The organism is Sphingobium sp. Z007, assembly GCF_900013425.1.
In the GTDB taxonomy this organism is placed as follows: domain Bacteria; phylum Pseudomonadota; class Alphaproteobacteria; order Sphingomonadales; family Sphingomonadaceae; genus Sphingobium.
Genome location: NZ_FBXK01000005.1, coordinates 1,072,798 through 1,099,147, shown reverse-complemented (window position 1 = coordinate 1,099,147; position 26,350 = coordinate 1,072,798). Strand labels below are relative to the sequence as shown.

Here is a 26,350-nt window from a genome sequence, read left to right as displayed (position 1 = left end):
GTGTCGAGCGAAGTCGAGACATGTTCGCGTGAACGCGCCCCGCCTCCGATCGAAGCGAACAGGCGGCGCCCTTATTCCATCTCCAATATCACCGCGTCCACTGCCAAGCTTTCGCCCTGCATAGCCGACACGCTCTTGACCGTGCCCGCCTTTTGCGCGCGCAGGATATTCTCCATCTTCATCGCCTCGATCACTGCCAGCGGCTGTCCGGCCTCGACCTTGTCGCCCGCCGCCACATGCAGCGCGACCAGCAGGCCGGGCATCGGGCAGATCAGGAAGCGCGACAGATCGGGCGGAATCTTTTCGATCATATGCTGTGCATGCGGCGCAGCATGGGCGGGCAGGATGCGCAGCTTATGACTGGCCCCATGCGCCGTCAGCATAAAGCCCGACCGCACCGGCGCGATCCGCACCGCTAGGTCGTCTTCGCCAAACTCCGCCTCGATCAGCCGGTCGCCCGGCGTATATTCCAGCGCCATGTCGATCTCTTCGCCATCCACGCTGACCTCGTCACCGTCAATCACGACATCATGGATCACGTCCCCGATCTTGACCTGCCAGCCGGTCGGCGGGCTGAGCCGCTTGCCCAACTGCCCGTCGATCCGCCGCGCCCGATCGGCCTGCGCCATCGCCGCAAACGCCCCGATCGCCGACAGTCGCTTGAGCAATTCGGGCGACGCCGGCGCGCCCTGGAACCCGTCGGGATATTCCTCCGCGATGAAGCCGGTGGTGATATTGCCCGACCGGAAGCGTTCATGCTGCATCAGCGCCGACACGAAATCGATATTATGCCCAGGCCCCTCGATCTCGAACTTGTCCAGCGCCTCGATCTGCTTATCGATCGCCTCTAGCCGCGTCGGGGCCCAGGTGATGAGCTTGGCGATCATCGGGTCGTAGAACATGGAGACTTCGCCGCCCTCCTCCACGCCGTCATCGACGCGGATCAGCGCGCCACTCTCATCCGCACCGGTTTCGGGTGGATTATAGCGGATCAGGCGACCAGTGGACGGCAGGAAGCCGCGATAGGGGTCTTCGGCATAGACGCGGTTCTCGATCGCCCAGCCGTTGATCTTGACGTCATCCTGCGTGAAGGCCAATTTCTCACCATTGGCGACACGGATCATCTGTTCGACCAGGTCGACGCCGGTGATTTCCTCGGTGACGGGATGCTCGACCTGGAGCCGCGTGTTCATTTCCAGGAAGTAGAAGCCCTCCCCGGTCGTATCCGCGCCGCTGACGATCAGTTCGACCGTCCCCGCGCTGAAATAGCCGACCGCCGCGGCCAGCGCGACGCATTGCTCGCCCATGGCCTTGCGCATCTTGGGCGTGACGAAGGGCGAGGGCGCTTCCTCGACCACCTTCTGGTGGCGGCGCTGGATCGAACATTCGCGTTCGTTCAGGTAAACGATATTGCCATGCTGATCGCCCAATATCTGGATTTCGATATGGCGCGGGCTTTCGATGAACTTCTCGATGAACACGCGATCATCGCCAAAGCTGTTCAGCCCCTCGCGCTTGGTCGCCTCAAAGCCTTCGCGGACATCCTGCTCGCTATAGGCCAGCCGCATCCCCTTGCCGCCGCCACCGGCCGACGCCTTCATCATCACCGGATAGCCGATCTCGTTGGAGATGCGGACGGCATGTTCGGTATCGTCGATCACGCCGACGAAGCCCGGCACGACATTGACGCCCGCGGCCAGCGCCAATTTCTTGGACTCGATCTTGTCCCCCATCGCCGCGATCGCATTGGCAGGCGGCCCGACGAAGATGATCCCCTCGGCGTCGAGCGCCTTACGGAAACTCTCGCGTTCCGACAGGAAACCATAGCCCGGATGCACCGCGTCCGCGCCGGTCTGCTTGCAGGCCGCGATGATCTTGTCGGCGATCAGATAGGATTGGGCGGCAGGCGACGGGCCGATATGCACCGCCTCATCCGCCATCAACACATGCGGCGCGCGCGCATCGGCATCGGAATAGACCGCAACGGTCTTGATGCCCATCTTCTTGGCCGTGCGCATGACACGACACGCAATTTCGCCACGGTTCGCGATCAGGATCTTGGTGATTGCCATATTATTCCCTGTCCCAGTCCTACTCAAAGTCCTCTCACCCCGTTCGGGCTGAGCCTGTCGAAGCCCCGTCCTTCACTTCGAAAAGAAGTGCGGCCCTTCGACAAGCTCAGGGCAAACGGGTATTGTGTGTCAGCGAGAATGTTTCCGCCGAAGAGTGAAATAGACGCCCATCAGCCACAGAAGCAGAACAGGCGCAGCAACATACCAACCGAACCAAGCCGATCCGCCGCTCAGAACAAGCGCAGCAAAAGTCACCCAAGAAAGAGCGATGACTTTGCCGCCAGTCATACGCCCAACTTATCTCAACAAGTCATGCCGGACTTGATCCGGCATCCCGCTTTCTTCCAGCCCGACGGTAGCGCGAAAGCAGGACCCCGGATCAGGTCCGGGGTGACGGAGGTGAGAGTAAAACTCATTCCGCCGCCATAGCCTCCATCGCAACCTTCACGTCGGCCTGCATCGGCACCACACCCAGCTTCGCGAACAGCGCCGCGTCGGCATTGTCGCCCGCATTCGCCGTGGTCAGCAGCTTGTCGCCGGTAAAGATGCTGTTCGCGCCAGCCATGAAGCAGAGCGCCTGGCACGCATCCGACATGCTCTCACGCCCCGCCGACAGCCGCACCATCGACTCCGGCATCACGATCCGCGCCACCGCAACCGTGCGCACAAACTCGATCTCATCGATCTTGGCCAGCGGCGTGTCGGCCAGCATATCGCCCAGCACCGTGCCCTTGACCGGCACGAGCGCGTTGATCGGCACGCTCTGAGGATGGGTCGGCAGCACCGCCAGCGCGTGCAAAAACCCAACCCGGTCCTCGCGCGTCTCGCCCATGCCCACGATCCCGCCGGAACAGACGTTGATGCCTGAATTGCGGACATTTTCCAGCGTTTCCAGCCGGTCATCGAACGTCCGGGTGGTAATCACCTTCTCATAATGCTCAGGCGAGGTGTCGATATTATGATTGTAATAGTCGAGACCCGCGTCGGCCAGCGTCTTCGCCTGCCCCTCGCTCAGCATCCCCAGTGTCATGCAGGTTTCCATGCCCATCTGGCGCACGCCCTGCACCATCTGGACGATGGCGGGCATGTCCCGCTCCTTGGGATTGCGCCAGGCCGCGCCCATGCAAAAGCGCGAAGACCCCGCATCCTTCGCCTGCGCCGCCGCCTGCATCACCGCCTGCACACTCATCAGCTTCTCGGCCTTGAGGCCGCTCTCCGCCGACGCCGACTGGTTGCAATAGCCGCAATCCTCCGGGCAACCGCCCGTCTTGATAGACAGCAAAGTCGAGAGCTGAACCTCATTGCGCGGGAAATTCGCGCGATGGATCGACTGCGCCTCAAACATCAGGTCGCCAAACGGCAGGTCGAACAGTGCGGCGATTTCCCCGCGGGTCCAGTCGGTGCGGGCGGTAAAGGTGGAGGGGGTGTTCATTACGCGGCTTCCTCGATCCCCGCAGGGGGCATGTTGTGGCCGAGCAGGCGCAGCACGTCGGCCGCGCACTCCACGACGTTGGAACCCGGCCCATAAATGCCCTGGACCCCCGCGTCACGAAGGAAGTCATAATCCTGCGGCGGAATGACCCCGCCCGCGATCACCTTGATGTCCGTCCGCCCCGCTTCGCGCAGTTTCGCAATCAGGTCGGGGATCAGCGTCTTGTGCCCCGCGGCGAGAGACGACGCGCCCACCACATCGACATCGCTCTCTAACGCCAATACCACGGTTTCATCGGGCGTCTGGAACAGCGGCCCCGACACCACGTCGAAGCCGAGATCGCCGAACGCCGACGCGATCACGTTGGCGCCCCGGTCGTGCCCATCCTGCCCCATCTTCGCGACAAGGAGTTTGGGCTTGCGACCGAGGCGCCGCTCGACGGCCTGCACGCCGTCAAGAACCTGTTGCCAGCGGCTGTCGCCGGCATAGGGCGCGGCATAGACGCCCTTTACCGGCGTCGGCTGGGTGCCGTAGCGATCGAAACTCTCCTCCATGGCGGAGGATATCTCGCCCAGCGTCGCGCGCGCGCGCGCGGCCTCGACGGCCAGCGCCAGCAGATTATTCTCGATGCTCGACGGCTTGGCCGCGCCGTCCCGCAGCGCCTGCAAAGCGGCTTCGCATTTGGCCGCATCGCGCTCCGCCTTCACATTGTTGATCCGGGCGATCTGGCCTTCGCGCACCTTGGCATTGTCGATGTCCAGCGTGTCGAGGAAATCCTCGGTCGCCAGCCGATATTTGTTCACGCCCACGATCACGTCGTCGCCGCGATCTACCCGCGCCTGCCGCGCCGCCGCCGCCGTTTCGATCATCGCCTTGGGCCAGCCCGCCGCCACAGCCTTGGCCATGCCGCCATCGGCCTGCACCTTCTCGATGATCGCCCAGGCTTCATCGACCAGTTGCTGGGTCAGCGCCTCGACATAATAGCTGCCGCCCAGCGGATCGACCACCTTGGTCATGCCGGTTTCTTCCTGGATCACGATCTGCGTGTTGCGCGCGATCCGGGCGGAAAAGTCGGTCGGCAGCGCAATCGCCTCGTCCAGCGCATTGGTGTGCAGCGACTGCGTGCCCCCCAGCATCGCGGCCATCGCCTCGATCGTAGTGCGCATGACATTATTATACGGGTCTTGTTCGGTCAGCGACACGCCGCTGGTCTGGCAATGGGTGCGCAGCATCTTGGACCGCTCGTCCTTCGCGCCCAGCTGCGTCATCGCCCGGTGCCACAGCACGCGGGCGGCGCGCAGCTTGGCGATCTCCATGAAGAAGTTCATGCCGATCGCGAAAAAGAAGCTCAGGCGCCCCGCGAACTTGTCGATATCCAGGCCAGACGCGACGCCATATTTCACATATTCCATGCCGTCGGCGATAGTGAAGGCCAGTTCCTGCACCTGCGTCGCGCCCGCTTCCTGCATATGATAGCCGGAAATGGAAATGCTGTTGAACTTGGGCATCTCGCGCGAGGTATAGCCGAAAATGTCGCTGATGATCCGCATCGATGGTTCGGGCGGGTAGATATAGGTGTTGCGGACCATGAACTCCTTGAGGATGTCGTTCTGGATGGTCCCGTCGAGCAATTTGCGGTCGACGCCCTGCTCCTCGCCCGCGACGATGAAGAAGGCCAGGATCGGGATCACTGCGCCGTTCATCGTCATGCTGACCGACATCTTGTCGAGCGGAATCCCGTCGAACAGGATTTTCATATCCTCGATCGTGTCGATCGCGACCCCGGCCTTGCCAACGTCCCCTGTGACGCGCGGATGGTCGCTGTCATAGCCGCGATGGGTGGCGAGGTCGAAGGCGACGCTTAGGCCCTTCTGCCCGGCAGCGAGGTTGCGCCGATAGAAAGCGTTGGATTCTTCGGCGGTCGAAAAGCCCGCATATTGCCGGATGGTCCAGGGCCGTCCCGCATACATGGACGCGCGCACGCCCCGCGTAAACGGCGCGAAACCGGGCAGGCCCGGATCGACGGTCACGTCCTCGGCCGTATAGAGCGGCTTGACGGCAATCCCTTCCGGGGTCTGCCACGTCAAATCCTTGCCCTTCACTTCCTTGGCGGCAGCGGCGGCCCATTGGTCCAGCGTCGGCTTGTCGGTCATATTCCATCCCAATTCCCTCTCCCCATGGGGGAGAGGATACGCAGGCTTGGCGGCTTGTCCGCCTAGCCGAAGTTGGAGAGGGGTGCCTCCTCTCCGCTGCGACTAAGAGCCTGCTACGCAGCCCCCAGTGTCGCTGCCTCCCCCCGTGGGGGGAGGGTTATATTCTCAATGCCCGCCCTTCGGCGTCTCCATAATCTCCGTCAGCACCCCGTTCATATCCTTGGGATGCACGAAGAAGATGGGCGTCCCATGCGCCCCGATCCGCGGCTCGCCCAGCACCCGCGCGCCCTTCGCCTCGAACCACGCCTTGGCCTCCAGAATGTCGGGCACTTCATAGCACATATGATGCTGCCCCCCGGCCGGGTTCTTGGCGATGAAGGCCGTGATCGGCGAGCTTGCATCGAACGGCTCGATCAACTCGATCTGCGTCCCCGCCGTCCCATTCTCTCCCGGCGTATCGACAAAACACACCTTCACACCCTGCGCGGGCAGGTCGAACGGTTCATGCGCGATCGTCGCCCCCATGACGTCGCGATAATAAGCGATGCTCTTTTCAAGGCTGGGCGTCGCGACGCCGATATGATTGAGACGGCCGAGTTTCATATCGCTTTCCTAATCCGTCACCCCAGCGACGGCTGGGGTCTCAGGCCTCAGGGCCCGACTTGGCTGCACGCGATCCCAGCCTTCGCTGGGATGACGACCCTTCGGGCCGTCAAAGCGGAATATTGTCATGCTTCTTCCACGGATTCTCCAGGCTCTTATTCTTGAGCTTCCGCAGCCCCAGCGCGATCCGCCGCCGCGTCGAATGCGGCTGGATCACCTCGTCAATAAAGCCCTTGCTCGCCGCCACGAACGGATTGGCGAAGCGCCCCTCATATTCTGCCGTCCGCTCGGCGATCTCGTCCGCGGTCTTGCCGCGGAAGATGATCTCGACCGCGCCCTTCGCGCCCATCACCGCGATCTCCGCGGTCGGCCAGGCATAGTTCAAATCGCCGCGCAGATGCTTGGACGACATGACGTCATACGCCCCGCCATAGGCCTTGCGCGTGATGACCGTAATCTTCGGCACCGTCGCCTCGGCATAGGCGAACAGCAGCTTCGCGCCATGCTTAATGATGCCGCTATGCTCCTGCGCGGTGCCCGGCAGGAAGCCCGGCACATCGACAAAAGTCACGATCGGTATCTCGAACGCATCGCAGAAGCGCACGAACCGCGCCGCTTTCTTCGACGAATTGATATCCAGCACGCCTGCCAGCACCATCGGCTGGTTGGCGATGATGCCCACCGTCTTGCCCTCGACCCGGCCGAACCCGCACAGGATGTTCCCGGCGTGCGCGGGCTGGACCTCAAAGAAATCGCCCTCATCCACCACCTTGCGGATCAGTTCGTGCATGTCATAGGGCTGGTTCGCGTTGGCGGGGATCAGCGTGTCCAGGCTCGGTTCGATCCGGTCCCATGCGTCCGCTGTCGGCCGCTCCGGCACCGGCTCCTTGTTAGACGCGGGCAGGAAATCCACGAAATCGCGCACCGCCAGCAGCGCCTCGATATCATTCTCGAACGCCACATCCGCCACGCCGGACTTGGTCGTATGCGTCACCGCGCCGCCCAGTTCCTCTTGGCTGACGACCTCGTTCGTCACCGTCTTGACCACGTCCGGTCCGGTCACGAACATGAAGCTGCTGTCCTTCACCATGAAGATGAAGTCGGTCATGGCGGGCGAATAGACCGCCCCGCCCGCGCACGGCCCCATGATGACGCTGATCTGCGGCACAACGCCCGACGCCAGCACATTGCGCTGGAAAATCTCGGCATAGCCGGCCAGCGACGCCACACCCTCCTGAATCCGCGCCCCGCCGCTGTCGTTAAGTCCGATCACCGGCGCGCCGACCTTCAACGCCATGTCCATGATCTTGCAGATTTTCATCGCGTGCCGTTCCGACACCGCGCCGCCGTAAACCGTGAAGTCCTGGCTGAACACGAACACCAGCCGGCCGTTGATCGTGCCCGATCCAGTGACGACGCCGTCGCCCGGAATATGCTGCTCGTCCATGCCGAAATCGACGCAATTATGCTCGACATACATGTCCAGCTCTTCGAAACTATCCTCGTCCAGCAGTACGTCCAGCCGCTCGCGCGCGGTCAGCTTGCCCTTGGCATGCTGCGCGTCGATGCGGCGCTGGCCGCCGCCCATGCGCGCGCCTTCGCGCTTGGCCTCGAGCTGTTCGATAATGGCGAGCTTCGACATGCGGGCATCTCTCCGAATTCGCGGCACCAGATGTACGTTGGCGCCGCCTTGAACCTTCCCTACGCGGGCTTTCGCTTTTTCCGCAAATGCAAATTTGCTAATTTGCAAATCACGACTTCGCAAATTAAGAACCGTTTATGGCACGTGGCAACCGTATCTTCGCAGGACCGCGCCTGCGCCAACTCCGCCTGGACCATCGCATGGACCAGGCGACGATGGCGCAGGCGCTGGCCATATCCGTATCCTATCTCAGCCAGATGGAAAATGACGATCGCCCCCTGACCGCCAAGGTCAAGGCCGCGCTCGCCAGCGCCTTTCCCACCGACTGGGCCAGTTTCGACAGCCGCGAGGATGAGCAACTGCTCGGCGCCTTCACCTATGCGCTGGGCCATCCCGAACTGCCCGGCAACCAGATGGAGCCGGAGCGGATCGAGAAGCTGCACCTGCAATTTCCCGAATTCGCCGCCCGCTATGTCGATCTCTACAACGCCCATATGCGCGCCAACGAACGCATCAACATGATCGAGGAGGCGATCGCCAACGACCATGAAGTGCAGGCCCGCCTCCCCTGGGAGGCCGCGCGCGACTGGTTTCATGAAGCGGGCAATTATGTCCACAGCCTCGACTGCCTGGCCGAAGACATGGCCGAAAGCTTCACCGCGGGCCAGACCCTGGACGAAGGCATGCTGGTCGAAGCGCTGGCCCGCCGCCACGGCATCGAAACGCTGATCGCCGACACGCCCGACAGTGCGCTGCGCTCCTACACCAGCAGCACCAAGAAGCTGTTCGTCAATGCCGCCCTGCCCACCGAAAGCCGCAAGTTCATGCTCGCCCACCAGCTTATGATGCTGGAGGGGCAGGCCGTGATCGCCGACGTGGTGGCAAAGGCCGCCATGCCGGTCCCCGGCGCCGACCGGCTGCTGGCGATCGGCCTGGGCAATTACGCCGCCGGCGCGCTGCTCATGCCCTATGCCCCGTTTCGCGAAGCGGCGCGCGCAATGCGCCATGACATAGACCGGCTCGCCCGCACCTTCGGCGTCAGCTTCGAACAGGCCTGCCATCGCCTCTCCACGCTCCAGCGCCCCGGCCTGCGCGGCATCCCCTTCTTCTTCTGCCGCGTCGACATGGCCGGCAACATCACCAAACGCCACAGCGCCACTCGCCTGCAATTCGCCCGCTTCGGTGGCGCCTGCCCGCTATGGAACGTGCATGAAGCCGTCGCTGTCCCCGACCGCATCAACGTGCAACTGGGCGAAACCCCCGACGGTGTGCGCTATGTGTCGATGGCCAAGGGGCTGGTGAAACCGTCGGGCAGCTACAAGCGCACCCCCCGCCGCTACGCTGTGGTGCTGGGTTGCGAAGTCGCCCACGCCGCCAACTTCGTCTATGCCGACGGCCTGCATTTGCAGGAGGAAGGGGCCGCCACCCCCATCGGCATCACCTGCCGCCTCTGCCCCCGCCAAAGCTGCGACCAGCGCGCCTTTCCGCCCGCGGACCGGCCCATCCATGTGGACCCGGACAACCGCCAGATCGTGCCTTACTGGATCGGGTGAGCGGTGTCCCGTTCCGCTGGCGGCGGCGCGGCGGGTGCTTGTGTGAGGTCCAGCACGTCGAATCCGCCGGTCGGTACGCGCCGCGCTATCAGGCTGCCTTTGGGCACCATATATTCCGCACGCAACGTGTAGCGTTCGACGCGATAAGCGCCTTGGTTGCCTGCGCCGGTGGTGGTTGAATAGCGCCGTGCGGCAATCTGGCGCAGAGCAGGGGTCAACCAGGCCTTGGCTCCCACTCCGCGCAACACCTCAATGTCCGCGGTGCGCCCGTCCGGGCGTATGGAAAATCCGACGTCGGCCCAGCGAATGCTGGACGTTTCTGCGCTACCGACATCGATCGCATTCGTCATGTCAAAGGCGCGGGACGCATTGTTCGCCTTGGTTACCGCGTCATCCTCATAGGCAGGAGCGGAAATCAGCACTGGCCCGCCACTCTGGTTTTCACCGATGTCTTTGACCAGCCGATCGATCTCGGCCCCGTCCGCATCCCGCGCCGCCAGGCGTAGGCGCAGCACGCGCAGCGCGGACCTGTAGGACGCCTGTTGCGCGATCGGGCGTCGCGCCAATGCGTCGAGCATCGGTGCAGCCTGTTCGCGCTGCCCCATGGCAGACTTGATCCAGGCACGTTTCATGTTCGCGATAAACGCGGCCCCATCCTGACCGGACGCCACGGCCGACTTTTCCGCCGTGCTGAACGCAGCCTCCGCTTCGCGGAAACGACGCAATTCGATCCACATGTCACCATAAGCAGTCGTTGCGGCAAACACGGCAGGATCATCCTGGGGCAGGTTCTCACGCAACGTCTGCACCTGTTTGGACGTGGCGCGGCGATAATCCAGCTTGCTGCCTTCGTGCAACGCGACGGTGGCATAGGCTTCATAGAGCGCGGCGACCGGGCGCGGCGCCTCCGCGGCATATTTCTCGTTACGTGACGCGGCGGCGGCCAGCAGAGCCTTGGCCTTTTGATAGTTTCCGTCGCGGAATTGGACTTCGGCTAGCGCAATAGTGGCTTGCGCGTCGCGCAACGGCGGACATCCGCCCTTGGCGCATTCTGCCTGCACCTGCTCCAGCTTTTGACCGGTTACGACGATATCGCTTGGAAATTGCAGCAGCAACAAAAGAGCGAACATGGACAACTCCCATTGATCTCAACAACTTGATGGACCGACAGCCAAAGCGCAACCCCGCTCACCCCTCCACCACCAACGCCCCCTCCAGAAACTCCAGAAAGGCCCGCACCCTTGCTGCGCCGCGATCCTCCGCCGCGTAGAGCGCGTGAATATCCTCCCCGTCCCCCGCATCAAACTCCGCCAGCACCTCCACCAACCGCCCCTTGCGCAAATCGCTGGCCACATGAAACCGCCCATGCCGCGCGATGCCCCCGCCCGCGATCGCCATGCGCCGCACCACCTCGCCCGAATTGCCGAAAAAGCTGCCCTGCACCGGCCGCTGCACTAGCCTGCCTTTCACCCGGAACGGCCAGCTATCCACTGACCGGCGAAAGCTGAACCGCAGACATTCATGCGCGGCCAGATCGTCCGGCGTTGCGGGCGTCCCCCGCCGCGCCAGATAATCTGGGCTGGCGACCAGCACCATCCGGCTATGCCCCAGCTTCTTCGCGCGCAGCCGCGTGTCGCGCAGCGGCCCGATGCGGATCGCGATATCGGCCCGCTCCTCGACCAGATCGACGATCGCGTCGGTCAACGTCAGGTCCACCGTCACCGCCGGATGCAATTCGGCAAAGCGCGGCAGGATCGGTATCAGGCATTCTATGCCGAAGGACGGCGAAGCGTTGATCCGCAACAACCCGCGCGGCCCCTGCCCCTCGCTGCTCAGGCTGTTTTCCACGTCCATCATGTCACCCAATATCGCGATCATCTTGTCGTGATAGACCTGCCCCTCGCGCGTCAACGCCAGCGACCGCGTCGTTCGTCGCACCAGAGCCACGCCCAGCCGCTGCTCCAGCCGCGCGATCGACCGGCTCACCGCCGACGGGGTCAGCCGCAATATCTTGGCCGCCGCGGCAAAGCTGCCCTCGCCCGCCACCATCAGGAAATTTTCGACGTCGCCGAACCGGTTATCCATGATTTCAATGCACTTCTGAAATGATACTGCGCAATCTAATCATCAATCGAAAAAAGTCTATCTGACTGTCTAGTTCGCCGTCTCATTCAACAAGGAAACAGTCATGGACCTGAAACTCACCGGCAAGACCGCCATCGTCACCGGCTCCACCGCCGGCATCGGCCTCGCTATCGCGAAACGCCTGGCGCAGGAGGGCGTCGCCGTCACCATAACCGGCCGCAGCCAGCCCAAGCTAGACGCCGCCGCCGCCGAGATCGGCCTGCCCGTCAACGCCGTCCTCGCCGATCCCGCGACGGCAGAAGGGGCCGCCGCCCTGATCGCCGCCGTTCCCGCAACCGACATCCTCGTCAACAATCTGGGCATCTACGAAGCCAAGGATTTTGGCCAGATCAGCGACGCAGACTGGCACCATATTTTCGAAGTCAACGTCGTCAGCGGCGCGCGCCTTTCCCGCCATTATTTCCCGCAGATGCTCGCAAACAATTGGGGCCGCGTCCTTTTCATCGCCAGCGAAAGCGGGCTGCTCCCGCCCGCCGAGATGATCCATTACGGCATGACCAAGTCGGCCCAACTCGCCATCTCGCGGGGCCTTGCCGAACATACGCGCGGCACCGGCGTCACGGTGAACAGCGTGCTGCCCGGCCCGACCCGTTCGGAGGGCATCGTGGACTTCATCCGCTCGGTCGTGGACAATAAGGACGCCTCCGAAGCCGACCGCGAAGCCGAGTTCTTCACCAAACTCCGCCCGCTCTCGCTCATCAAGCGGCTGATCGAGGCGGACGAAGTTGGCGCGATGGTCGCCTATCTCGCCAGCCCACTCGCCGCCGCCACCAACGGCGCGGCGATCCGGGTTGAAGGCGGCATGGTGCCCACGATCGCCTAAAGACACCCACACCGACGCGACAGCCCACCCTGCGGAAACTGGCCCTGTCGCTCGTCTCTTGCCTCCGTTAAGGGAGCGAAGATGACCGACACGGACAGCCTATCCAGAAACGACGATGCTTTGCTGACGGACGGCTATGCCCGCCTGTCCGGCGCGGCGATGTTCGATCGATTGAATATCGCCGAACCCGACTGGGCCGACTTCGCGCAAAGCTGGAACGATCTAGGCCCCGACCTCTTCATGGCCGATGGCGGCCGCTACCGCCGCCGCCGCCACGCCGCCTTTGCGCTGGAACGGGGCCGCTTCACCCGCAAGCCGCACCAGCCCCATTATCAAAGCCGCGATTACAACCCGCTCAACGGCGACGTGCAGCGCTGGTTCGATCCGGTCGAAGCGGCGACTGTCGCCAACCCCGTCTGCGATGCAATCTTCGCTTTCGCCGCCGATCATTTCGATCCGGCCCGCAAAGGCGACTGGCACATCGAAATGCACCAGTTCCGCATCGAGGCGAAACCGGACGAAACCGGCCGCCCCACACCCGAAGGCATGCACCGCGACGGGGTCGACCATGTGCTGGTGATGCTGGTCGATCGCCGCAACGTCCGCGAAGGCGTCACCCGCATCGGCGCGCCGGACGGCAGGCCGCTAGGCGAGTTCACCTTGACGACGCCTGGCGACACGATGCTGATAGACGACCACCGCATCCTGCACGGCGTCACCGAAATCCACGCCGTGGACCCGACGCAACCGGCGTGGCGCGATGCGCTGGTGGTGACGTTCGTGGCCGAAAGCTAACCAGGGCCGTTCGGTTCGAGCGAAGTCGTTTTACTTCAACAACACCAACTCTTCCGCCATGCTGGGATGCAGCGCCACGGTATCGTCGAAATCCTGCTTGGTCAGACCCGCCTTCACCGCGACCGCCGCGGCCTGCAATATCTCCGGCGCGTCCGGCCCGATCATGTGCAGCCCGATCACCTTCTCCGTCGTCGCGTCCACGATCATCTTGTACAGCGCCCGCTCCTCGCGCCCCGCCAGCACATTCTTCATCGGGCGGAAGTCGGACGTATAGACCTTTACCGTCCCATAGTGATTCTTGGCCTCCGCCTCGGTCATGCCCACGCCCGCCAGCGGCGGATGACTGAACACGGCCGAGGGCACGCAGCCATAATCGACCTTGCGCCTGTTGTTCCCAAACACCGTGTCGGCAAAGGCGTGCCCCTCACGGATCGCAACCGGCGTCAGTTGCAGCCGGTCGGTGACATCGCCCACCGCATAGATGCTCTCGCAGCTCGTTTGGCTATAATCGTCGACCTTGATCGCGCCCTTCTCGGTCAGTTCGACCCCGGCCGTTTCCAGCCCCAGCCCGTCGGTCATCGGCCTGCGCCCAGTCGCGAACAGCACGACATCGGCCGCCACCGGATCGCCATCCTGGAACCGCACGCACAAAGTCCCGTCTTCATTCTTCTCGATCCGCTCCATCTTCGCGTTGAAGCGGAAGTTAATGCCTTTGGTCATCGAAATCTGGAGCAGCCGGTCGCGGATCTGGGTATCATAACCGCGCAGCAGATCGCTGCCGCGATTGACCATCGTCACATGGCTGCCCAACTGGTGAAAGATGCCGGCAAATTCATTAGCGATATAGCCACCGCCAACGATAACGATGCGCGTGGGGCATTGCTCCAGATGGAACACCTCGTTGCTGGTGATGCCATGTTCGGCACCCTCCAGTTCGGGGATCACCGGCCACGCCCCGGTCGCGACCAGGATTGTCTTGGCGCTCACCTCGCGCCCGCTGGCCAACTTGATACCATGCGGCCCGGTGATGGTCGCCCGCTCGCGGATTACCTCGACCTTATGGCTGTCGAGCGTATTGCCATACAGGCCTTCCAGCCGATCGACCTCCGCCAGCACATTGTCGCGCAGCGTGGTCCATTCGAACCCACATTCCGGGACGTCCCAGCCAAAGCGGCGGGCGTCCTTCAGATCCTCGGCAAAATGCGCGCCATAGATGAGCAGTTTCTTGGGCACGCAGCCGCGAATGACGCAGGTGCCCCCGACCCGAAATTCCTCGGCCACCGCAACCTTCGCCCCATGCGCCGCCGCCACGCGAGAGGCACGCACGCCGCCCGATCCTGCGCCAATGACAAAAAGGTCGAAATCATAGTCACGCATGCCGGGCCTCCGATGGGATAGGCGCGGATATGGCGGGTGGTGGCGTCAGTTACAAATGGGAATATTGTTGCTGGTAGCCAAAACACCTCCGTTCGCTTCGAGCGCAGTCGAGAAGCGGGAAGCCCAGTGCTGCCGTTTCTCGACACGCTCGCAACGAACGGCTGTCGACTATACCCCGCCCAAGGCGATCTCGATCAGCGCCATGGTCGACGGATCGAACCCGACAGCCCCATCCGCCTCGATCGACTTGGCGATCTCCTTGCCCAGCTCGACGCCGAACTGGTCGAACGGGTTGATCCCCATCAACACCGCATTGGCGAAGGTGCGATGCTCGTAGAAGGCGATCAACGCCCCCAGCGCCTCCGGCGTCACATCGTCCAGCAGGATGGTGGTCGATGGCCGGTTGCCGGGATAAGCACGCGCCGGATCGGCCTCATTGTCCTTCCCCCGCATCAACGCCGCGCCCTGGGCAAAACAGTTGACCAGCAAAGCGCGATGATGCGCCGGGTCCAGCGCATGGCCCGGCTCGATCGAGGCGATAAACTCGACCGGCGATACGATCGTCCCCTGATGCAGCAACTGGAACACCGCATGTTGCGCATCGGTGCCCACCCCGCCCCAGGTGATCGGCGCGGTCGGGCCGTCTACGGGACTGCCGTCGCGCTGCACGCTCTTGCCGTTGCTCTCCATCTCCAATTGCTGAAGATAGGATGGCAGCAGCGCCAGCCGCTCGTCATAGGCGAACAGCGCGCGGGTCTGGCACCCCATCACGCGGGTATAATATTGATCCACGAAAGCCGCGATCAGCGGCGCATTCTCGCTTGGGGGAGACAGCCGGAAATGCCGGTCCATCGCCGCCGCCCCCTCCAGCAGGCTTTCGAACGCGTCCCAGCCCAGCGCCAGCGCGGCGGGAAAGCCGATCGAGGACCAGAGCGAATAGCGCCCGCCCACCGACTCGGCGAAGGGCAGGATGCGGGTTTCATCGACGCCCCACTCCATCGCCTTGTCGGGCGCGGCGGTCAGCGCGATCACTTTGCCATAGGGATCGTCCACCCCGGCTTCGACCATCCAGTTGATCGCGCTCGCTGCGTTCAGCATCGTCTCGCTGGTGGTGAAGGTCTTGGAGGCGATCGCGATCAGCGTCGCGTTGGGATCGAACCCCTCGATCGCCCGCTCCAGCGCGGTGCCGTCGACATTGGACACGATGCCCACATCATAGCGCACCCCGTCACCGTCCAGCGCATCGACGATCAGCTTGGGGCCAAGCGCCGACCCGCCGATGCCGATATGCAATATATGGCGGACCTCCCCCAGCGCGCCCGCCTCGATCGCGTCGATCAGGCCGCGCATCCGCCGATGCAGCATCTTGGCATGGGCAACGCTGTCGGCATTGCCCTCGCCCCGTTCGGCGGTATGTTCGGCGGCGCGGCCTTCGCTATTGTTCACCGCCTCGCCGGAAAACAGCGCGTCGCGATGCGCCGTGAAACCCTGCTCATCGGCCAGCGCCAGGAAGCCCTCCAGCACATCGTCGGTAAGATGGGTCTTGGACCAGTCGAACCGGATCGGACCTTGGGATCGGACCAGCTTGCTCAGCCGGTCGGGATCGGTGGTGAAAATGGTCTTCAAATCGGCTTGCGTAAGCGCGGCGATGGACGCCAGTGCAGAACTGGGCATGGATATATCCCTCATGACGTTGGTCGATATCGACGCTGCACCGGTCGATTCCCGTTATATCTAGCGCAAAGCCGCGTGCTTTGCATCGCTAAGGACTGCTTGACGCGCTATGGTTCACGCTTCAAAAGCCGCAACGGCCGCTTTCTCGGCATCTCCAAGGGATCAGACGACACTCCATGACTGCCAAATCGGAAACGCGGGACTTTATCTGGTTTCTCGCCAAGCTCGGGCTGTTCGTCTTCATCCTGCGCAGCTTCATCATATCGCCGTTCAATATCCCGTCTGAATCGATGCAGCCGCGCCTGCTGATCGGCGACTATCTGCTGGTCGCCAAATGGCCCTATGGCTATTCGCGCTATTCGCTGCCCTTCTCGATTCCCCTGATCCCCGGCCGCATCCTGGCCTCCACGCCCCAGCGCGGCGACGTGGCGGTGTTCAAGGCGCCGCCGAACCAGAAGAACGACTACATCAAGCGCGTCATCGGCCTGCCCGGCGACATGATCGGCGTGCGCGGCGGCACCGTCTATCTGAACGGCCAGGCGATCCCCAAGCAGAAGGTCGCCGATCTCGTCATCCCGGTGACGCCGAACATGACGGATGCCGCCGCCCGCGAAGGCGCCGCCTCCCCCTGCTACCGCCCCGATTTCGAGGAAGCCGCGGCCGGCGGCGGCAAACAGTGCCGCTATCCCCAGTTCCGCGAAACCCTGCCCGGCGGCAAAAGCTACAATGTCCTCGACCTGCTGCCCGATGGCGCGGCGGACGATCGGGACACGGTGCTGGTGCCGCAAGGCCATCTCTTCATGATGGGCGACAATCGCGATCGCAGCGCCGACAGCCGCTTCCCCGCGGTCGAAGGCGGAGGCATCGGCCTGGTGCCCGAAGAAAATCTGGTGGGCAAGGCGATGATCTCGGTTTTCTCGACCGACGGCAGCGCCAACTGGCTGCTCCCCTGGACCTGGTTCACCGCTGCGCGCTGGAGCCGTATCGGGGAAGGCTTTTGAAAGCTGCGTCTCCCCGGCCCGACACGTCTGGCTGGCTCCATGAACTGATCGGCCGCGCCCCCAAAAATCCGGGCCGGTTCGACCAGGCACTGACCCATGGCAGCGCCAAAGCGGTCAATTATGAGCGGCTGGAATTTCTGGGCGACCGTATCCTCGGCCTGTTGATCGCCGAATGGCTGTTCGAACGCTTCACCGACGAACCCGAAGGAAAACTCTCCCGCCGCTTCAACGCGCTGGTATCGGGCGAAACCTGCGCCGAAGTCGCGCGCAATGCTGGCGTGCCCACCCATATGGTGCTGGGCAAGCAGGCCCGCGACGATGGCGCGGCCGACAGCGACAATGTGCTGGGCGATATGATGGAGGCGCTCATTGGCGCGCTCTATCTGGAAGGCGGACTGGAAGAAGCGCGCACCCTCGTCCGCCGCCTGTGGAACGACCGGGTCGATACCCAGACAAGCGCGCCGCGCCACCCCAAATCCTATCTCCAGGAATGGGCCGCCGCTAACAAGCGCAAGCCGCCCGAATATCTCCTGACCGACCGCTCCGGCCCGCACCACGCGCTGCGCTTTACCGTCACCGTGTCGATCAAGGGCGCGGGCGAAGCCTCCGCCACAGGCGCCTCGAAACAGGAAGCCGAAACAGCCGCCGCCAAGGCGCTGCTGGAGAAGCTGACGGGTTGACCCCGAACATGCTACACCATGCTCACCCGCAGGCGGGGGCATCTGGAACAGAATGGAATAAAATTGACGGTTGAAGCAGAAACACAGCGCTGCGGCGTCATCGCCGTCGTCGGCGCGCCCAATGCGGGCAAGTCCACGCTGGTCAACGCGCTTGTGGGGCAGAAGGTGGCTATCACCAGCCCCAAGGCGCAGACCACGCGCACCCGCGTCATGGGCGTCGCGATAGAGGGCGATGCGCAGATCGTGCTGGTCGATACCCCCGGCATCTTCGCGCCCAAGCGGCGGCTGGACCGCGCCATGGTGCAGGCCGCCTGGGGCGGCGCGCAGGGTGCGGATCTGATCGCGATGGTGGTCGATGGCAAGGCGGGGCGCGGCCCCAAGCTGGAACCCATCATCGAAGCACTCAAGCATCGCACCGAACGCAAATGGCTGATCCTCAACAAGGTCGATATCGCGATCAAGGAGAAGCTGCTGACCCATACCCAGGTGCTGAACGACACGCTGGGTTTCGACGAAATCTTCTTCGTGTCCGCAGCGACCGGCGATGGCCTGCCCGAACTCAAGGCCGCCTTCGCCGCCGCGATGCCGCAAGGGCCATGGCATTTTCCCGAAGACCAGGTGTCCGACGCCACTGACCGGATGCTGGCGGCGGAAATCACGCGCGAACAGCTCTATCACCAGCTTCACGCCGAACTCCCCTATGCCGCCGCGGTCGATACCGAACAATATAAGGAACGCGACGACGGATCGGTCGAAATCCACCAGCAAATCCTGGTCGGTCGCCCCACTCAACGCGCCATCGTACTGGGCAAGGGCGGACAGCGCCTGAAGGAAATCGGGTCGAAGGCACGCGCCGAACTGGCGGAATTGCTTGGAGTCAAGGTCCACCTCTACCTCCACGTCAAGGTGAAGGAAAATTGGGAAGACGACCGCAGCATCTATCGCGATATCGGCCTCGACTGGGTGGAATAAAGGTTCACGACATAAGGTAAAGTCATCCTTTACCTTATGTCGTTACGGGTCCGTCCATGGGACCGAAGCAGAAAATCGCCTTTGCCGTGGGCGTCTCCGTCATGGGGACTATCCTCATCATGGCGATCGTATCGACGATACCCGGCATGTTCATCCCGCTGCGCTATTTCAGTGTCGGCATTTTCTGTTCGGCCAGCATTTCCACCCCGGTCTGCGTCCTGCTGGTGCGGCAAGGTGAAGAAAACCGGCTGCTCCGCCACGAACTCGAACGGCGGGTGGAAGAACTGGCCTATCTGGCCGATCGGGACGGGCTGACCGGCCTGCTCAGCCGGAACGCTTTTTTCGACCGCGCCGGCCGCGTGCATGCGCGGCCGGGCAACTGGTATCTGCTGATCGACATCGATCATTTCAAACGCTTCAATGACGATCATGGCCATCAAACCGGCGACGCCGTCCTGCATGCGGTGGGATCGGCCATCGCGCAGGCGCTGGGACCGGCCGACTTGAGCGGCCGGCTGGGTGGCGAGGAATTTGCCGTCTGCCTGACCGATTGCGCCGCCGACCTGGCGATCCGACGCGCCGAACATGTCCGCGCGTCGATCCAGGCGTTGCGGGTGCGCGCGGCATCCGGCTATATCGTGCGCGTGACCGCCAGCATCGGCCTCAGCCCCGGCGATCCGTCGCAGCCGATCGAAGCCAGCCTGCACCGCGCCGACCTCGCCATGTACGCCGCAAAGACCGGCGGCCGCAACCAGGTGCGGCGCGCCGCCTGACCCTACTCCGCGGCCGCTGCCTTCTTCTTCGCCGGGGCCTTCTTGGCAGCCGGCTTCTTCACGGTGTCCCCGTCCTTCTTCGCCGCAGGCTTCTTGGCCGCCGCCTTTTTCGGCGCCGCCTTCTTCTTGCCCTTCTTCGCCGGCGCCGCCGCTGCCCGCGCATCGATTAACTGCGCAGCTTCCTCCAGCGTCAACTGGTCCTTGTCCACCGTCTTGGGCAGGGTCGCATTGGTCGTGCCGTCGGTGACGTAAGCGCCGTAACGGCCCTCCATCAGCTTGATCTCCAGCTCCGTGCGCGGATGCGCGCCCAGCACCTTCAACGGCTCGCGCCCGGCGCTGCGCGGCCCCCGGTTCGCCGCCTCGGCCAGCTTGACCACCGCGCTGTTCATCCCGACCTCGAAAATCTCCGATGTCGATGACAGTCGCCCATATTTGCCGTCATGCAGCAGATAGGGTCCAAAGCGCCCGATATTCGCCATGATCGGCAAGCCCGTCTCAGGATGCAGCCCCACCTCGCGCGGCAAGCTCAGCAGCTTGACGCCCCAGTCCAGCGTCAATTCGCCATCGGGCAGATCCTTGGGGATCGACCCGCGCTTGGCCTCCTTGCCCTCGCCTATCTCGATATAGGGGCCAAAGCGCCCGGACTTCTTGACGATATCCTGTCCGGTCTCTGGATGCTGGCCCAGCACCTCCGGCCCCGTATCCTCGCCATCCTTGCCGCCCGGCTGGCCGAACTTGCGCGTATATTTGCACTCAGGGTAATTGGAGCAGGCGATGAACGCACCAAACCGGCCGCCCCGTAGCGAAAGCTGCCCATCGGCGCACAGCGGGCAGGCGCGCGGGTTGCTGCCGTCGGCCTTGGGCGGGAACAGCATCGGCTCCAGAAACTTGTCCAGCGCCGCCGTGATGTCCGACGGCTTTTGCTCCATCACCTCGGCGGTCTTGGGCTTGAAGTCCTTCCAAAAGGCTTCCAGCACCGCCTGCCACTGCGCACGGCCACCGGAAATCTCGTCCAGCTCGTCTTCCAGCCCCGCCGTAAAGTCATAGGACACATAGCGTTCGAAGAAACGCTCCAGGAACGCCGTCACCAGCCGCCCGCTCTCCTCGGCAAAGAAGCGGTTCTTCTCGATCCGCACATAGTCGCGGTCCTTCAACACCTGCAACGTCGAAGCATAGGTCGACGGCCGCCCGATCCCCAATTCCTCCAGCCGCTTGACCAGCGACGCTTCGGAATAGCGCGGTGGCGGCTGGGTAAAATGCTGCTCGGCGCTCACCTTCTTCTTCGCCGGTGCATCGCCCTCGCTCATCCGCGGCAGCAGCTTTGAATCATCATCGTCGCTATCGTCCCGACCTTCCTCATAAAGCGCCAGGAAGCCGGGGAAGATCACGACCTGCCCCGTAGCGCGCAGCGTGTGGCTGCCCGATCCGTCGACCATGTCGATCGTCGTGCGCTCCAACCGCGCCGACGCCATCTGGCTCGCCAGCGCGCGCTTGAAGACTAGGTCGTACAGACGCGCATGATCGCCGCTGCCCACCTTGTCGCGGGTAAACTCGGTGGGCCGAATGGCCTCATGCGCTTCCTGCGCATTCTTCGCCTTGGTCTGATATTGGCGCGGCTTTTCGGGCAGGTAACCGCCGTCATAGCGTTCCGCGATCGCCTTGCGCGCGGCGGAAATGGCGCTGCCGTCCATCTGCACGCCATCGGTCCGCATATAGGTGATCGCGCCGTCTTCATACAGCTGCTGCGCAATCCGCATCGTATGGCTGGCAGAAAAACCCAGCTTGCGCGCCGCTTCCTGCTGCAAGGTCGACGTCGTGAACGGCGCGGGGGGATTGCGGGTGAGCGGCTTCGTCTCGACCTTATCGACCGTGAAGCGCCCGGCCTCCACGTCCGCCTTCGCGGCCATGGCGTCGCCTTCCTTGCCGATGGTCAGGCGATCGATCTTCTCGCCCTTCCAGCGGACTAGGCGCGCGGTGAAAGTCTGCCCGCCCTGCTCCATCTCGGCCGCGACCGACCAATACTCCTGCGCGACGAAGCTCTCGATCTCCCGTTCCCGCTCCACCACCAGCCGCAGCGCGACCGACTGCACGCGCCCCGCCGACTTCGCGCCGGGCAGCTTGCGCCACAGCACCGGCGACAAGGTGAAGCCCACCAGATAGTCGAGCGCCCGGCGCGCCCGGTAGGCGTCGATCAAATCCTCGTCCAACGCGCGCGGCTTGGCCATCGCGTCGAGCACCGCCGCCTTGGTGATCGCATTGAACGTCACCCGTTCTACGACCGCAGGCAATGCCTTCTTGGCGCGCAGCACCTCCTGCACATGCCAGCTGATCGCCTCACCTTCGCGATCAGGGTCAGTCGCCAGAATCAGGCGCGTCGCCTTCTTGGACGCGTCGGCAATGGCCTTGAGCTGCTTGCCCTTGTCGCCATAATTTTCCCACGACATGGCAAAGCCGTCGTCCGGGTCCACCGACCCGTCCTTGGCGGGCAGGTCGCGAATATGGCCATAGCTGGCGAGGACATGGAAATCGCCGCCCAGATATTTCTCAATGGTCTTCGCCTTGGCCGGCGATTCTACGATGACAAGCTGCATTATGGCCCCGGAAAATAGTCTCTCACGTGTACGCGCGAGTGTGGAAGGCGACGACGGCGAGCGTCAAGCGGGCTGTGCGTAAGGGAGAAGGCGCGCCGACGCCAGTATCTTGTCAGCCCGTCCCGGTCTCAGCACCGCTCGACTGCCAAGGCGTGAATATCGCACTAATGCATATCAACCCAGCCGCGATCGATGCGACTTTTGCCGCACTTCAGAGTTTCATCTCCATCGCCGGAACGCCCCCCCGACCGGCGACATCCCTTATTTAGACAGGAATGACGATGTCCGATTCCAACAGCCATGATATTTCCACGCTCAACGGTTTGATCGCCACCACGCTCGACAGCGCGGACGGCTATACCGAAGCCGCCAAGGACAGCGAAAGCAACCGCTTCACCCCGCTATTCACCAGCCGCGCGGCGGAGCGCCGCCAGGTCGTCACCCGCCTGCAGCAGGAAGTGCGCAATCTTGGCGGCAACCCCGAAGATGACGGCACCGTTCTGGCCGGCGCGCATCGTCTGTTCCTGAACCTGAAAGCCACGCTGACCGGCAAGGACGACAAGGCCATCATCAATGAGGTCGAGGCCGGTGAGGATCATATCAAGGCGAAATATGAAGATGCGATCGCTGATCGCGAACTGTCCCCGGCAGTGCGCGCCGTGATCGAGCAGGCCTATGTCTCGGTCAAGCAGGGCCATGACGAAATGCGCGATATCAAGCACAGCATGCAACACTGATTACAGTATATCAGGCGGCGGGGGCGGCAACGCCCCCGCTGTCATTTTTTTAGCGCAGGCTGACCCGCCCGCCCGCCTGCCGTTCCAGCCCGCCTGCCAGCTCCAATTCCAGCAGCACCGTCTGCACCACTGCCGGCGAAAGGCCCGACTGACGGATCAGTTCGTCGATCGGCACCGATACCGGCCCCAGCAGCCCGATCACCCTCGCCCGCTCCTGCGCCGCGACATCGCTTGATACGGGTTCCCCGATAAAGTCGAAGCTGCCCTGCCGCACCATGCGCGGATCGATGCTGCCCACCGCCTCCAGCACGTCGGCGGCATTCTGGATCAGGATCGCTCCTTCCCGGATCAGCTGATTACACCCCTGCGCCCGCGGATCGAGCGGCGATCCCGGCACCGCCATCACTTCCCGCCCCGCCTCGCCAGCCAGCCGCGCAGTGATGAGCGACCCCGACTTGGGCGCCGCCTCCACCACGACCGTCCCCAGCGCGAGTCCCGCGATGATCCGGTTGCGCGCCGGGAAATGGCGCGCCAGCGGCTGGACGCCGGGCGGATGCTCCGTAACCAGCAGACCGCGCTCCGCCACCTGCGCCTGCAAATCCCTGTTTTCCGGCGGAAAGGCGATATCGATGCCGCTGGCGATGACGCCGATCGTCCCGCTCTCGATCGACCCGCGATGCGCCTCGGTATCGATGCCCCGCGCCAGCCCCGACACCACCACAGCGCCGCGCTGCCCCAGATCCTGCGCCAACGTGCGTGCAAAGCGGCACGCGGCGGCCGACGCATTGCGCGCGCCGACCATTGCGATGCATTGGCCGCTCGCCAAGGCGGTATCGCCACGCAGGATCAGCGCAGGCGGCGCGCCCTCGAACTGGTCGAGCAGGACAGGATAGTCGGCATCGCCCATCAACAGATAGCGCGCACCCAGCGCCCGGCTCTGCGCAATCTCTTTCTCGACCACGCCCGCATCGGCCACGCTCGCGCGTCCGCCGCCCCGTGCCGCCAGATCGGGGATGGCCCGCAACGCTTCGCCCGCCGTCCCGAAGCGGGCGAGCAATTGCCGATAGCTGACCGGACCGATCCGGGGAGAGCGAATGAGCCGCAGCCGGTCGAACCGCTCCCGCTCGCTCATTATGCAACGTCGCCCTTCGACCCGCCGATCTTGGGTTCTGCGCCCCTGGCAAGCCGCGCGATATTCGCTCGATGCCGCCACAGCACGATCAAGGCCAGCGCCAGGGCGACCGGCACCAGGTCGATCCGCCCGAACGCCCACATGGCAACCGGCGCACTGATCGCCGCCGCCATCCCACCGACCGACGACCATTTCGTCCCGAACAAAGCCGCCAGCCACACCGCCGCGAAAATGCATCCCGCTGGCCAGAACATCGCCGTCACCACGCCCATCATCGTCGCCACGCCCTTCCCCCCGGCAAAGCGCAACCACACCGGATAGCAATGGCCGATAAACGCCATCGCCCCCGCCATCGGCCCGCCGCCATCCACCAGCGCCGCGCCGATCAACACCGCCGCCGCGCCCTTGAGCAGATCGAGCAGCAATGTCGCCGCCGCCAGCCCCTTGCGCCCGGTACGCAGCACATTGGTCGCGCCGATATTGCCCGATCCGATCTGCCGCAGGTCGCCCGCGCCGGTAAAACGCGTCAGCAGCAGGCCAAAGGGGATGGAGCCGAGCAGATAGCCCAGAACCAGGAGGAAAGTAGGAAGTAGCCAGGGAGGTGTCATGAAAATCGCCGATAAATGGTAGCGGCGACCATAGCGTGACAGCCGCGCGGAGCAATGCCCAAAGGCTTGATTTGCGTGGTCATGGTCCTACGCTCTCTTCACCCTCGCCGGAGCCGTCCATGACCGACACGCCGCTCGACGCTTTCACCCGCTCCTGGACCAGCATGGCGCTGGCCCCGCAGAAATTATGGCAATCGATCAACAGCGGCTGGTCCTTCGGCAATGTGACGATCAACGAGAGCAACAGCAGTGCGCCGCAGACCGAGCAGGCGATCCTGGCGCAGGAAAGCTATGGCCGGCAAATCGGCAAATTGCTCGATGCGGTCGATCTCTTGGTGAAGCAGCAACCGGACTGGAAGCAGACCGAAGCATTTGAGGAGGTCGACCAGCTCAAGACGAAGATCGATGGCGTGAAGCACGACCTTGCGGTCAAGCGGATCGAGCAATTGCGCAGCGACCTCGACCTGCTGCGCCTTTCCCCCGATGCAGCGGACAAAGTGCAACATGACGCCTGGATGGTCGCGCTGCGCAAATTGCTGGACGACATGCCGGACAGCGCGAACTGAAGCCCCGTTGACACGTCCGCCGCCTGCCGCGACACAGCGGCCATGACGGTCGCATCTGAAGCTCCCATCCTCTTCTTCGATTCAGGCGTCGGGGGACTTTCCATTCTAGCCCCGGCGCGCGCTGCGCTTCCCACCGCGCCGATCGTCTATGCCGCCGACAGCGCCGGCTTCCCCTATGGCACCAAGAGCGAGACGGAAATCGCCGCGCGCGTCCCTGCGCTGCTTGGACGGTTGGTCGAACGCTACCGCCCGCGCCTCGCCGTCATCGCCTGCAACACCGCCTCCACCATAGCGCTCCAGCATGTCCGCGCTGCACTGGACATTCCCGTCGTCGGCACGGTCCCGGCGATCAAGCCCGCCGCGCTCCTATCCAAAAGCCGCGTCTTCGGCGTGCTCGGCACAGACGCCACCGTGCGCCAACCCTATGTCGATAGGCTCGCGGCCGAACATGGCGCCGACTGCACCGTGCTGCGCTATGGGTCGGCCGCGCTCGTGCAACTGGCCGAAGCCAAGCTGCGCGGCGAAACGCTTGATCCCCGGATCGCGCGGGATGCGCTGGCGGGCCTGCTCGACCAGCCGGGCGGCGACCGGATGGACATGGTCGTGCTCGCCTGCACCCATTTTCCATTGGTGGAGGCGGAACTCGCCGCCGCCGCGCCGCACCCCCTGGGATTCGTTCATGGCGGCGAGGGCATCGCGCGGCGGATCGCGTTCCTGACTCAAGGGCAATCATGGCCTGCGACCGCCGCGCCAGGTATCGCGGTGTTCACCCGGATCGACGCAAATGTCGATGCGCTACGCCTCGCTCTGGCGGGTTATGGCCTCGATCGGCTGGACGCCCTTTGATGAAGGGGTGGGCCATTTGTCCAATGGCCGATCTGTGTGATCGATATATTGAGGCACCTATCTGCCTAGATTGCGAGCGGTTATCGCTGGTAATGGCAGGTCTGGGCGGCTAAACGCGGCATCGGGCAGAGGAAGGCGCAGCGGCACGATCAGCGCGCGGGCAATCGGGAAGAAG

General features: G+C 63.7%; 22 protein-coding genes. 10 read left to right on the top strand and 12 right to left on the bottom strand.

Annotation, left to right across the window (positions count from 1 at the left end; genetic code table 11):
• Positions 1-71: 71 nt before the first annotated feature.
• From CEQ44_RS13245 to CEQ44_RS13225, 5 genes are all read right to left on the bottom strand, one after another.
• Complete coding sequence (locus CEQ44_RS13245) at positions 72-2,072, bottom strand: acetyl/propionyl/methylcrotonyl-CoA carboxylase subunit alpha (protein ID WP_088182140.1); 2,001 nt, start codon at positions 2,070-2,072, stop codon at positions 72-74.
• Positions 2,073-2,484: 412 nt separating this feature from the next.
• Positions 2,485-3,504 (bottom strand): biotin synthase BioB, encoded by a 1,020-nt coding sequence (bioB, locus tag CEQ44_RS13240; protein WP_088182141.1) that lies wholly within the window; start codon positions 3,502-3,504, stop codon positions 2,485-2,487.
• Positions 3,504-5,657 carry a methylmalonyl-CoA mutase gene (scpA, locus tag CEQ44_RS13235; RefSeq protein ID WP_088182142.1) on the bottom strand — a complete coding sequence of 718 codons (2,154 nt, stop codon included), beginning with the start codon at positions 5,655-5,657 and terminating at the stop codon, positions 3,504-3,506. Before scpA ends, bioB begins: the two co-directional genes overlap by 1 nt.
• A 165-nt stretch (positions 5,658-5,822) precedes the next feature.
• Positions 5,823-6,260 (bottom strand): methylmalonyl-CoA epimerase, encoded by a 438-nt coding sequence (gene mce, locus CEQ44_RS13230; protein WP_088182143.1) that lies wholly within the window; start codon positions 6,258-6,260, stop codon positions 5,823-5,825.
• 109 nt (positions 6,261-6,369) lie between these two features.
• Positions 6,370-7,902, bottom strand: a complete 1,533-nt coding sequence (locus CEQ44_RS13225; RefSeq protein ID WP_088182144.1) for an acyl-CoA carboxylase subunit beta — start codon at positions 7,900-7,902, stop codon at positions 6,370-6,372.
• Positions 7,903-8,039: 137 nt separating this feature from the next.
• On the opposite strand from CEQ44_RS13225, the gene CEQ44_RS13220 reads away from it, so the two are divergent.
• Positions 8,040-9,455, top strand: a complete 1,416-nt coding sequence (locus CEQ44_RS13220; RefSeq protein WP_088182145.1) for a short-chain fatty acyl-CoA regulator family protein — start codon at positions 8,040-8,042, stop codon at positions 9,453-9,455.
• Here CEQ44_RS13220 and CEQ44_RS13215 read toward each other — a convergent pair.
• Both CEQ44_RS13215 and CEQ44_RS13210 read right to left on the bottom strand, forming a co-directional pair.
• The gene (locus CEQ44_RS13215) at positions 9,440-10,585 is read right to left on the bottom strand and encodes a hypothetical protein (protein WP_088182146.1); all 1,146 of its coding nucleotides are present in this window, start codon (positions 10,583-10,585) and stop codon (positions 9,440-9,442) included. The two genes, CEQ44_RS13220 and CEQ44_RS13215, sit on opposite strands and share 16 nt — an antisense overlap.
• A 58-nt stretch (positions 10,586-10,643) precedes the next feature.
• Positions 10,644-11,540, bottom strand: a complete 897-nt coding sequence (locus CEQ44_RS13210) for a LysR family transcriptional regulator (RefSeq protein WP_088182147.1) — start codon at positions 11,538-11,540, stop codon at positions 10,644-10,646.
• A gap of 103 nt (positions 11,541-11,643) precedes the next feature.
• Between CEQ44_RS13210 and CEQ44_RS13205 the strand changes: the two genes are divergently transcribed.
• Both CEQ44_RS13205 and CEQ44_RS13200 read left to right on the top strand, forming a co-directional pair.
• Entirely contained in the window at positions 11,644-12,423 is a 780-nt protein-coding gene (locus CEQ44_RS13205) for an SDR family NAD(P)-dependent oxidoreductase (protein ID WP_088182148.1), read from the top strand.
• An 81-nt stretch (positions 12,424-12,504) separates the two neighbouring features.
• A complete protein-coding gene (locus tag CEQ44_RS13200; RefSeq protein ID WP_088182149.1) occupies positions 12,505-13,218 on the top strand; it encodes a 2OG-Fe dioxygenase family protein in 714 nt (237 codons plus the stop codon).
• A 30-nt stretch (positions 13,219-13,248) separates the two neighbouring features.
• On the opposite strand, the gene gor is transcribed toward CEQ44_RS13200, so the two are convergent.
• Both gor and pgi read right to left on the bottom strand, forming a co-directional pair.
• A complete protein-coding gene (gor, locus tag CEQ44_RS13195) occupies positions 13,249-14,595 on the bottom strand; it encodes a glutathione-disulfide reductase (RefSeq protein ID WP_088182150.1) in 1,347 nt (448 codons plus the stop codon).
• A 168-nt stretch (positions 14,596-14,763) separates the two neighbouring features.
• On the bottom strand, positions 14,764-16,269 hold the full coding sequence (pgi, locus tag CEQ44_RS13190; protein ID WP_088182151.1) for a glucose-6-phosphate isomerase: 1,506 nt from the start codon (positions 16,267-16,269) through the stop codon (positions 14,764-14,766).
• A gap of 176 nt (positions 16,270-16,445) precedes the next feature.
• Between pgi and lepB the strand changes: the two genes are divergently transcribed.
• The 4 genes from lepB (at position 16,446) to CEQ44_RS13170 (ending at position 19,695) form a co-directional block, all read left to right on the top strand.
• A complete protein-coding gene (lepB, locus tag CEQ44_RS13185; RefSeq protein ID WP_088182152.1) occupies positions 16,446-17,270 on the top strand; it encodes a signal peptidase I in 825 nt (274 codons plus the stop codon).
• Complete coding sequence (rnc, locus tag CEQ44_RS13180; protein ID WP_088182153.1) at positions 17,267-17,950, top strand: ribonuclease III; 684 nt, start codon at positions 17,267-17,269, stop codon at positions 17,948-17,950. Before lepB ends, rnc begins: the two co-directional genes overlap by 4 nt.
• Before the next feature lie 63 nt (positions 17,951-18,013).
• Entirely contained in the window at positions 18,014-18,922 is a 909-nt protein-coding gene (era, locus tag CEQ44_RS13175) for a GTPase Era (protein ID WP_088182227.1), read from the top strand.
• 56 nt (positions 18,923-18,978) lie between these two features.
• On the top strand, positions 18,979-19,695 hold the full coding sequence (locus CEQ44_RS13170) for a GGDEF domain-containing protein (protein ID WP_088182154.1): 717 nt from the start codon (positions 18,979-18,981) through the stop codon (positions 19,693-19,695).
• A 2-nt stretch (positions 19,696-19,697) separates the two neighbouring features.
• Here CEQ44_RS13170 and topA read toward each other — a convergent pair whose 3' ends face one another.
• The gene (gene topA / locus CEQ44_RS13165) at positions 19,698-22,286 is read right to left on the bottom strand and encodes a type I DNA topoisomerase (protein ID WP_088182155.1); all 2,589 of its coding nucleotides are present in this window, start codon (positions 22,284-22,286) and stop codon (positions 19,698-19,700) included.
• 281 nt (positions 22,287-22,567) lie between these two features.
• On the opposite strand from topA, the gene CEQ44_RS13160 reads away from it, so the two are divergent.
• Positions 22,568-23,023, top strand: coding sequence for a PA2169 family four-helix-bundle protein (locus CEQ44_RS13160; protein WP_088182228.1), 456 nt, complete (start codon positions 22,568-22,570; stop codon positions 23,021-23,023).
• A gap of 49 nt (positions 23,024-23,072) precedes the next feature.
• Here CEQ44_RS13160 and dprA read toward each other — a convergent pair whose 3' ends face one another.
• Both dprA and plsY read right to left on the bottom strand, forming a co-directional pair.
• A complete protein-coding gene (gene dprA, locus CEQ44_RS13155; protein ID WP_088182156.1) occupies positions 23,073-24,155 on the bottom strand; it encodes a DNA-processing protein DprA in 1,083 nt (360 codons plus the stop codon).
• A complete protein-coding gene (gene plsY / locus CEQ44_RS13150) occupies positions 24,155-24,763 on the bottom strand; it encodes a glycerol-3-phosphate 1-O-acyltransferase PlsY (RefSeq protein ID WP_088182157.1) in 609 nt (202 codons plus the stop codon). The genes dprA and plsY overlap by 1 nt, the downstream gene beginning before the upstream one ends.
• A gap of 119 nt (positions 24,764-24,882) precedes the next feature.
• Between plsY and CEQ44_RS13145 the strand changes: the two genes are divergently transcribed.
• Positions 24,883-25,329, top strand: coding sequence for a hypothetical protein (locus CEQ44_RS13145; RefSeq protein WP_088182158.1), 447 nt, complete (start codon positions 24,883-24,885; stop codon positions 25,327-25,329).
• Between the two features lie 42 nt (positions 25,330-25,371).
• Positions 25,372-26,175 carry a glutamate racemase gene (gene murI / locus CEQ44_RS13140; protein WP_088182159.1) on the top strand — a complete coding sequence of 268 codons (804 nt, stop codon included), beginning with the start codon at positions 25,372-25,374 and terminating at the stop codon, positions 26,173-26,175.
• Positions 26,176-26,350 lie beyond the last annotated feature (175 nt).

What these genes read in the sequence shown, in the direction of transcription:
- CEQ44_RS13245 (WP_088182140.1), bottom strand. Translation starts at nt 2,072, where the DNA reads ATGGCAATCACCAAGATCCTGATCGCGAACCGTGGCGAAATTGCGTGT.
- bioB (WP_088182141.1), bottom strand. Translation starts at nt 3,504, where the DNA reads ATGAACACCCCCTCCACCTTTACCGCCCGCACCGACTGGACCCGCGGG.
- scpA (WP_088182142.1), bottom strand. Translation starts at nt 5,657, where the DNA reads ATGACCGACAAGCCGACGCTGGACCAATGGGCCGCCGCTGCCGCCAAG.
- mce (WP_088182143.1), bottom strand. Translation starts at nt 6,260, where the DNA reads ATGAAACTCGGCCGTCTCAATCATATCGGCGTCGCGACGCCCAGCCTT.
- CEQ44_RS13225 (WP_088182144.1), bottom strand. Translation starts at nt 7,902, where the DNA reads ATGTCGAAGCTCGCCATTATCGAACAGCTCGAGGCCAAGCGCGAAGGC.
- CEQ44_RS13220 (WP_088182145.1), top strand. Translation starts at nt 8,040, where the DNA reads ATGGCACGTGGCAACCGTATCTTCGCAGGACCGCGCCTGCGCCAACTC.
- CEQ44_RS13215 (WP_088182146.1), bottom strand. Translation starts at nt 10,585, where the DNA reads ATGTTCGCTCTTTTGTTGCTGCTGCAATTTCCAAGCGATATCGTCGTA.
- CEQ44_RS13210 (WP_088182147.1), bottom strand. Translation starts at nt 11,540, where the DNA reads ATGGATAACCGGTTCGGCGACGTCGAAAATTTCCTGATGGTGGCGGGC.
- CEQ44_RS13205 (WP_088182148.1), top strand. Translation starts at nt 11,644, where the DNA reads ATGGACCTGAAACTCACCGGCAAGACCGCCATCGTCACCGGCTCCACC.
- CEQ44_RS13200 (WP_088182149.1), top strand. Translation starts at nt 12,505, where the DNA reads ATGACCGACACGGACAGCCTATCCAGAAACGACGATGCTTTGCTGACG.
- gor (WP_088182150.1), bottom strand. Translation starts at nt 14,595, where the DNA reads ATGCGTGACTATGATTTCGACCTTTTTGTCATTGGCGCAGGATCGGGC.
- pgi (WP_088182151.1), bottom strand. Translation starts at nt 16,269, where the DNA reads ATGCCCAGTTCTGCACTGGCGTCCATCGCCGCGCTTACGCAAGCCGAT.
- lepB (WP_088182152.1), top strand. Translation starts at nt 16,446, where the DNA reads ATGACTGCCAAATCGGAAACGCGGGACTTTATCTGGTTTCTCGCCAAG.
- CEQ44_RS13170 (WP_088182154.1), top strand. Translation starts at nt 18,979, where the DNA reads ATGGGACCGAAGCAGAAAATCGCCTTTGCCGTGGGCGTCTCCGTCATG.
- topA (WP_088182155.1), bottom strand. Translation starts at nt 22,286, where the DNA reads ATGCAGCTTGTCATCGTAGAATCGCCGGCCAAGGCGAAGACCATTGAG.
- CEQ44_RS13160 (WP_088182228.1), top strand. Translation starts at nt 22,568, where the DNA reads ATGTCCGATTCCAACAGCCATGATATTTCCACGCTCAACGGTTTGATC.
- dprA (WP_088182156.1), bottom strand. Translation starts at nt 24,155, where the DNA reads ATGAGCGAGCGGGAGCGGTTCGACCGGCTGCGGCTCATTCGCTCTCCC.
- plsY (WP_088182157.1), bottom strand. Translation starts at nt 24,763, where the DNA reads ATGACACCTCCCTGGCTACTTCCTACTTTCCTCCTGGTTCTGGGCTAT.
- CEQ44_RS13145 (WP_088182158.1), top strand. Translation starts at nt 24,883, where the DNA reads ATGACCGACACGCCGCTCGACGCTTTCACCCGCTCCTGGACCAGCATG.
- murI (WP_088182159.1), top strand. Translation starts at nt 25,372, where the DNA reads ATGACGGTCGCATCTGAAGCTCCCATCCTCTTCTTCGATTCAGGCGTC.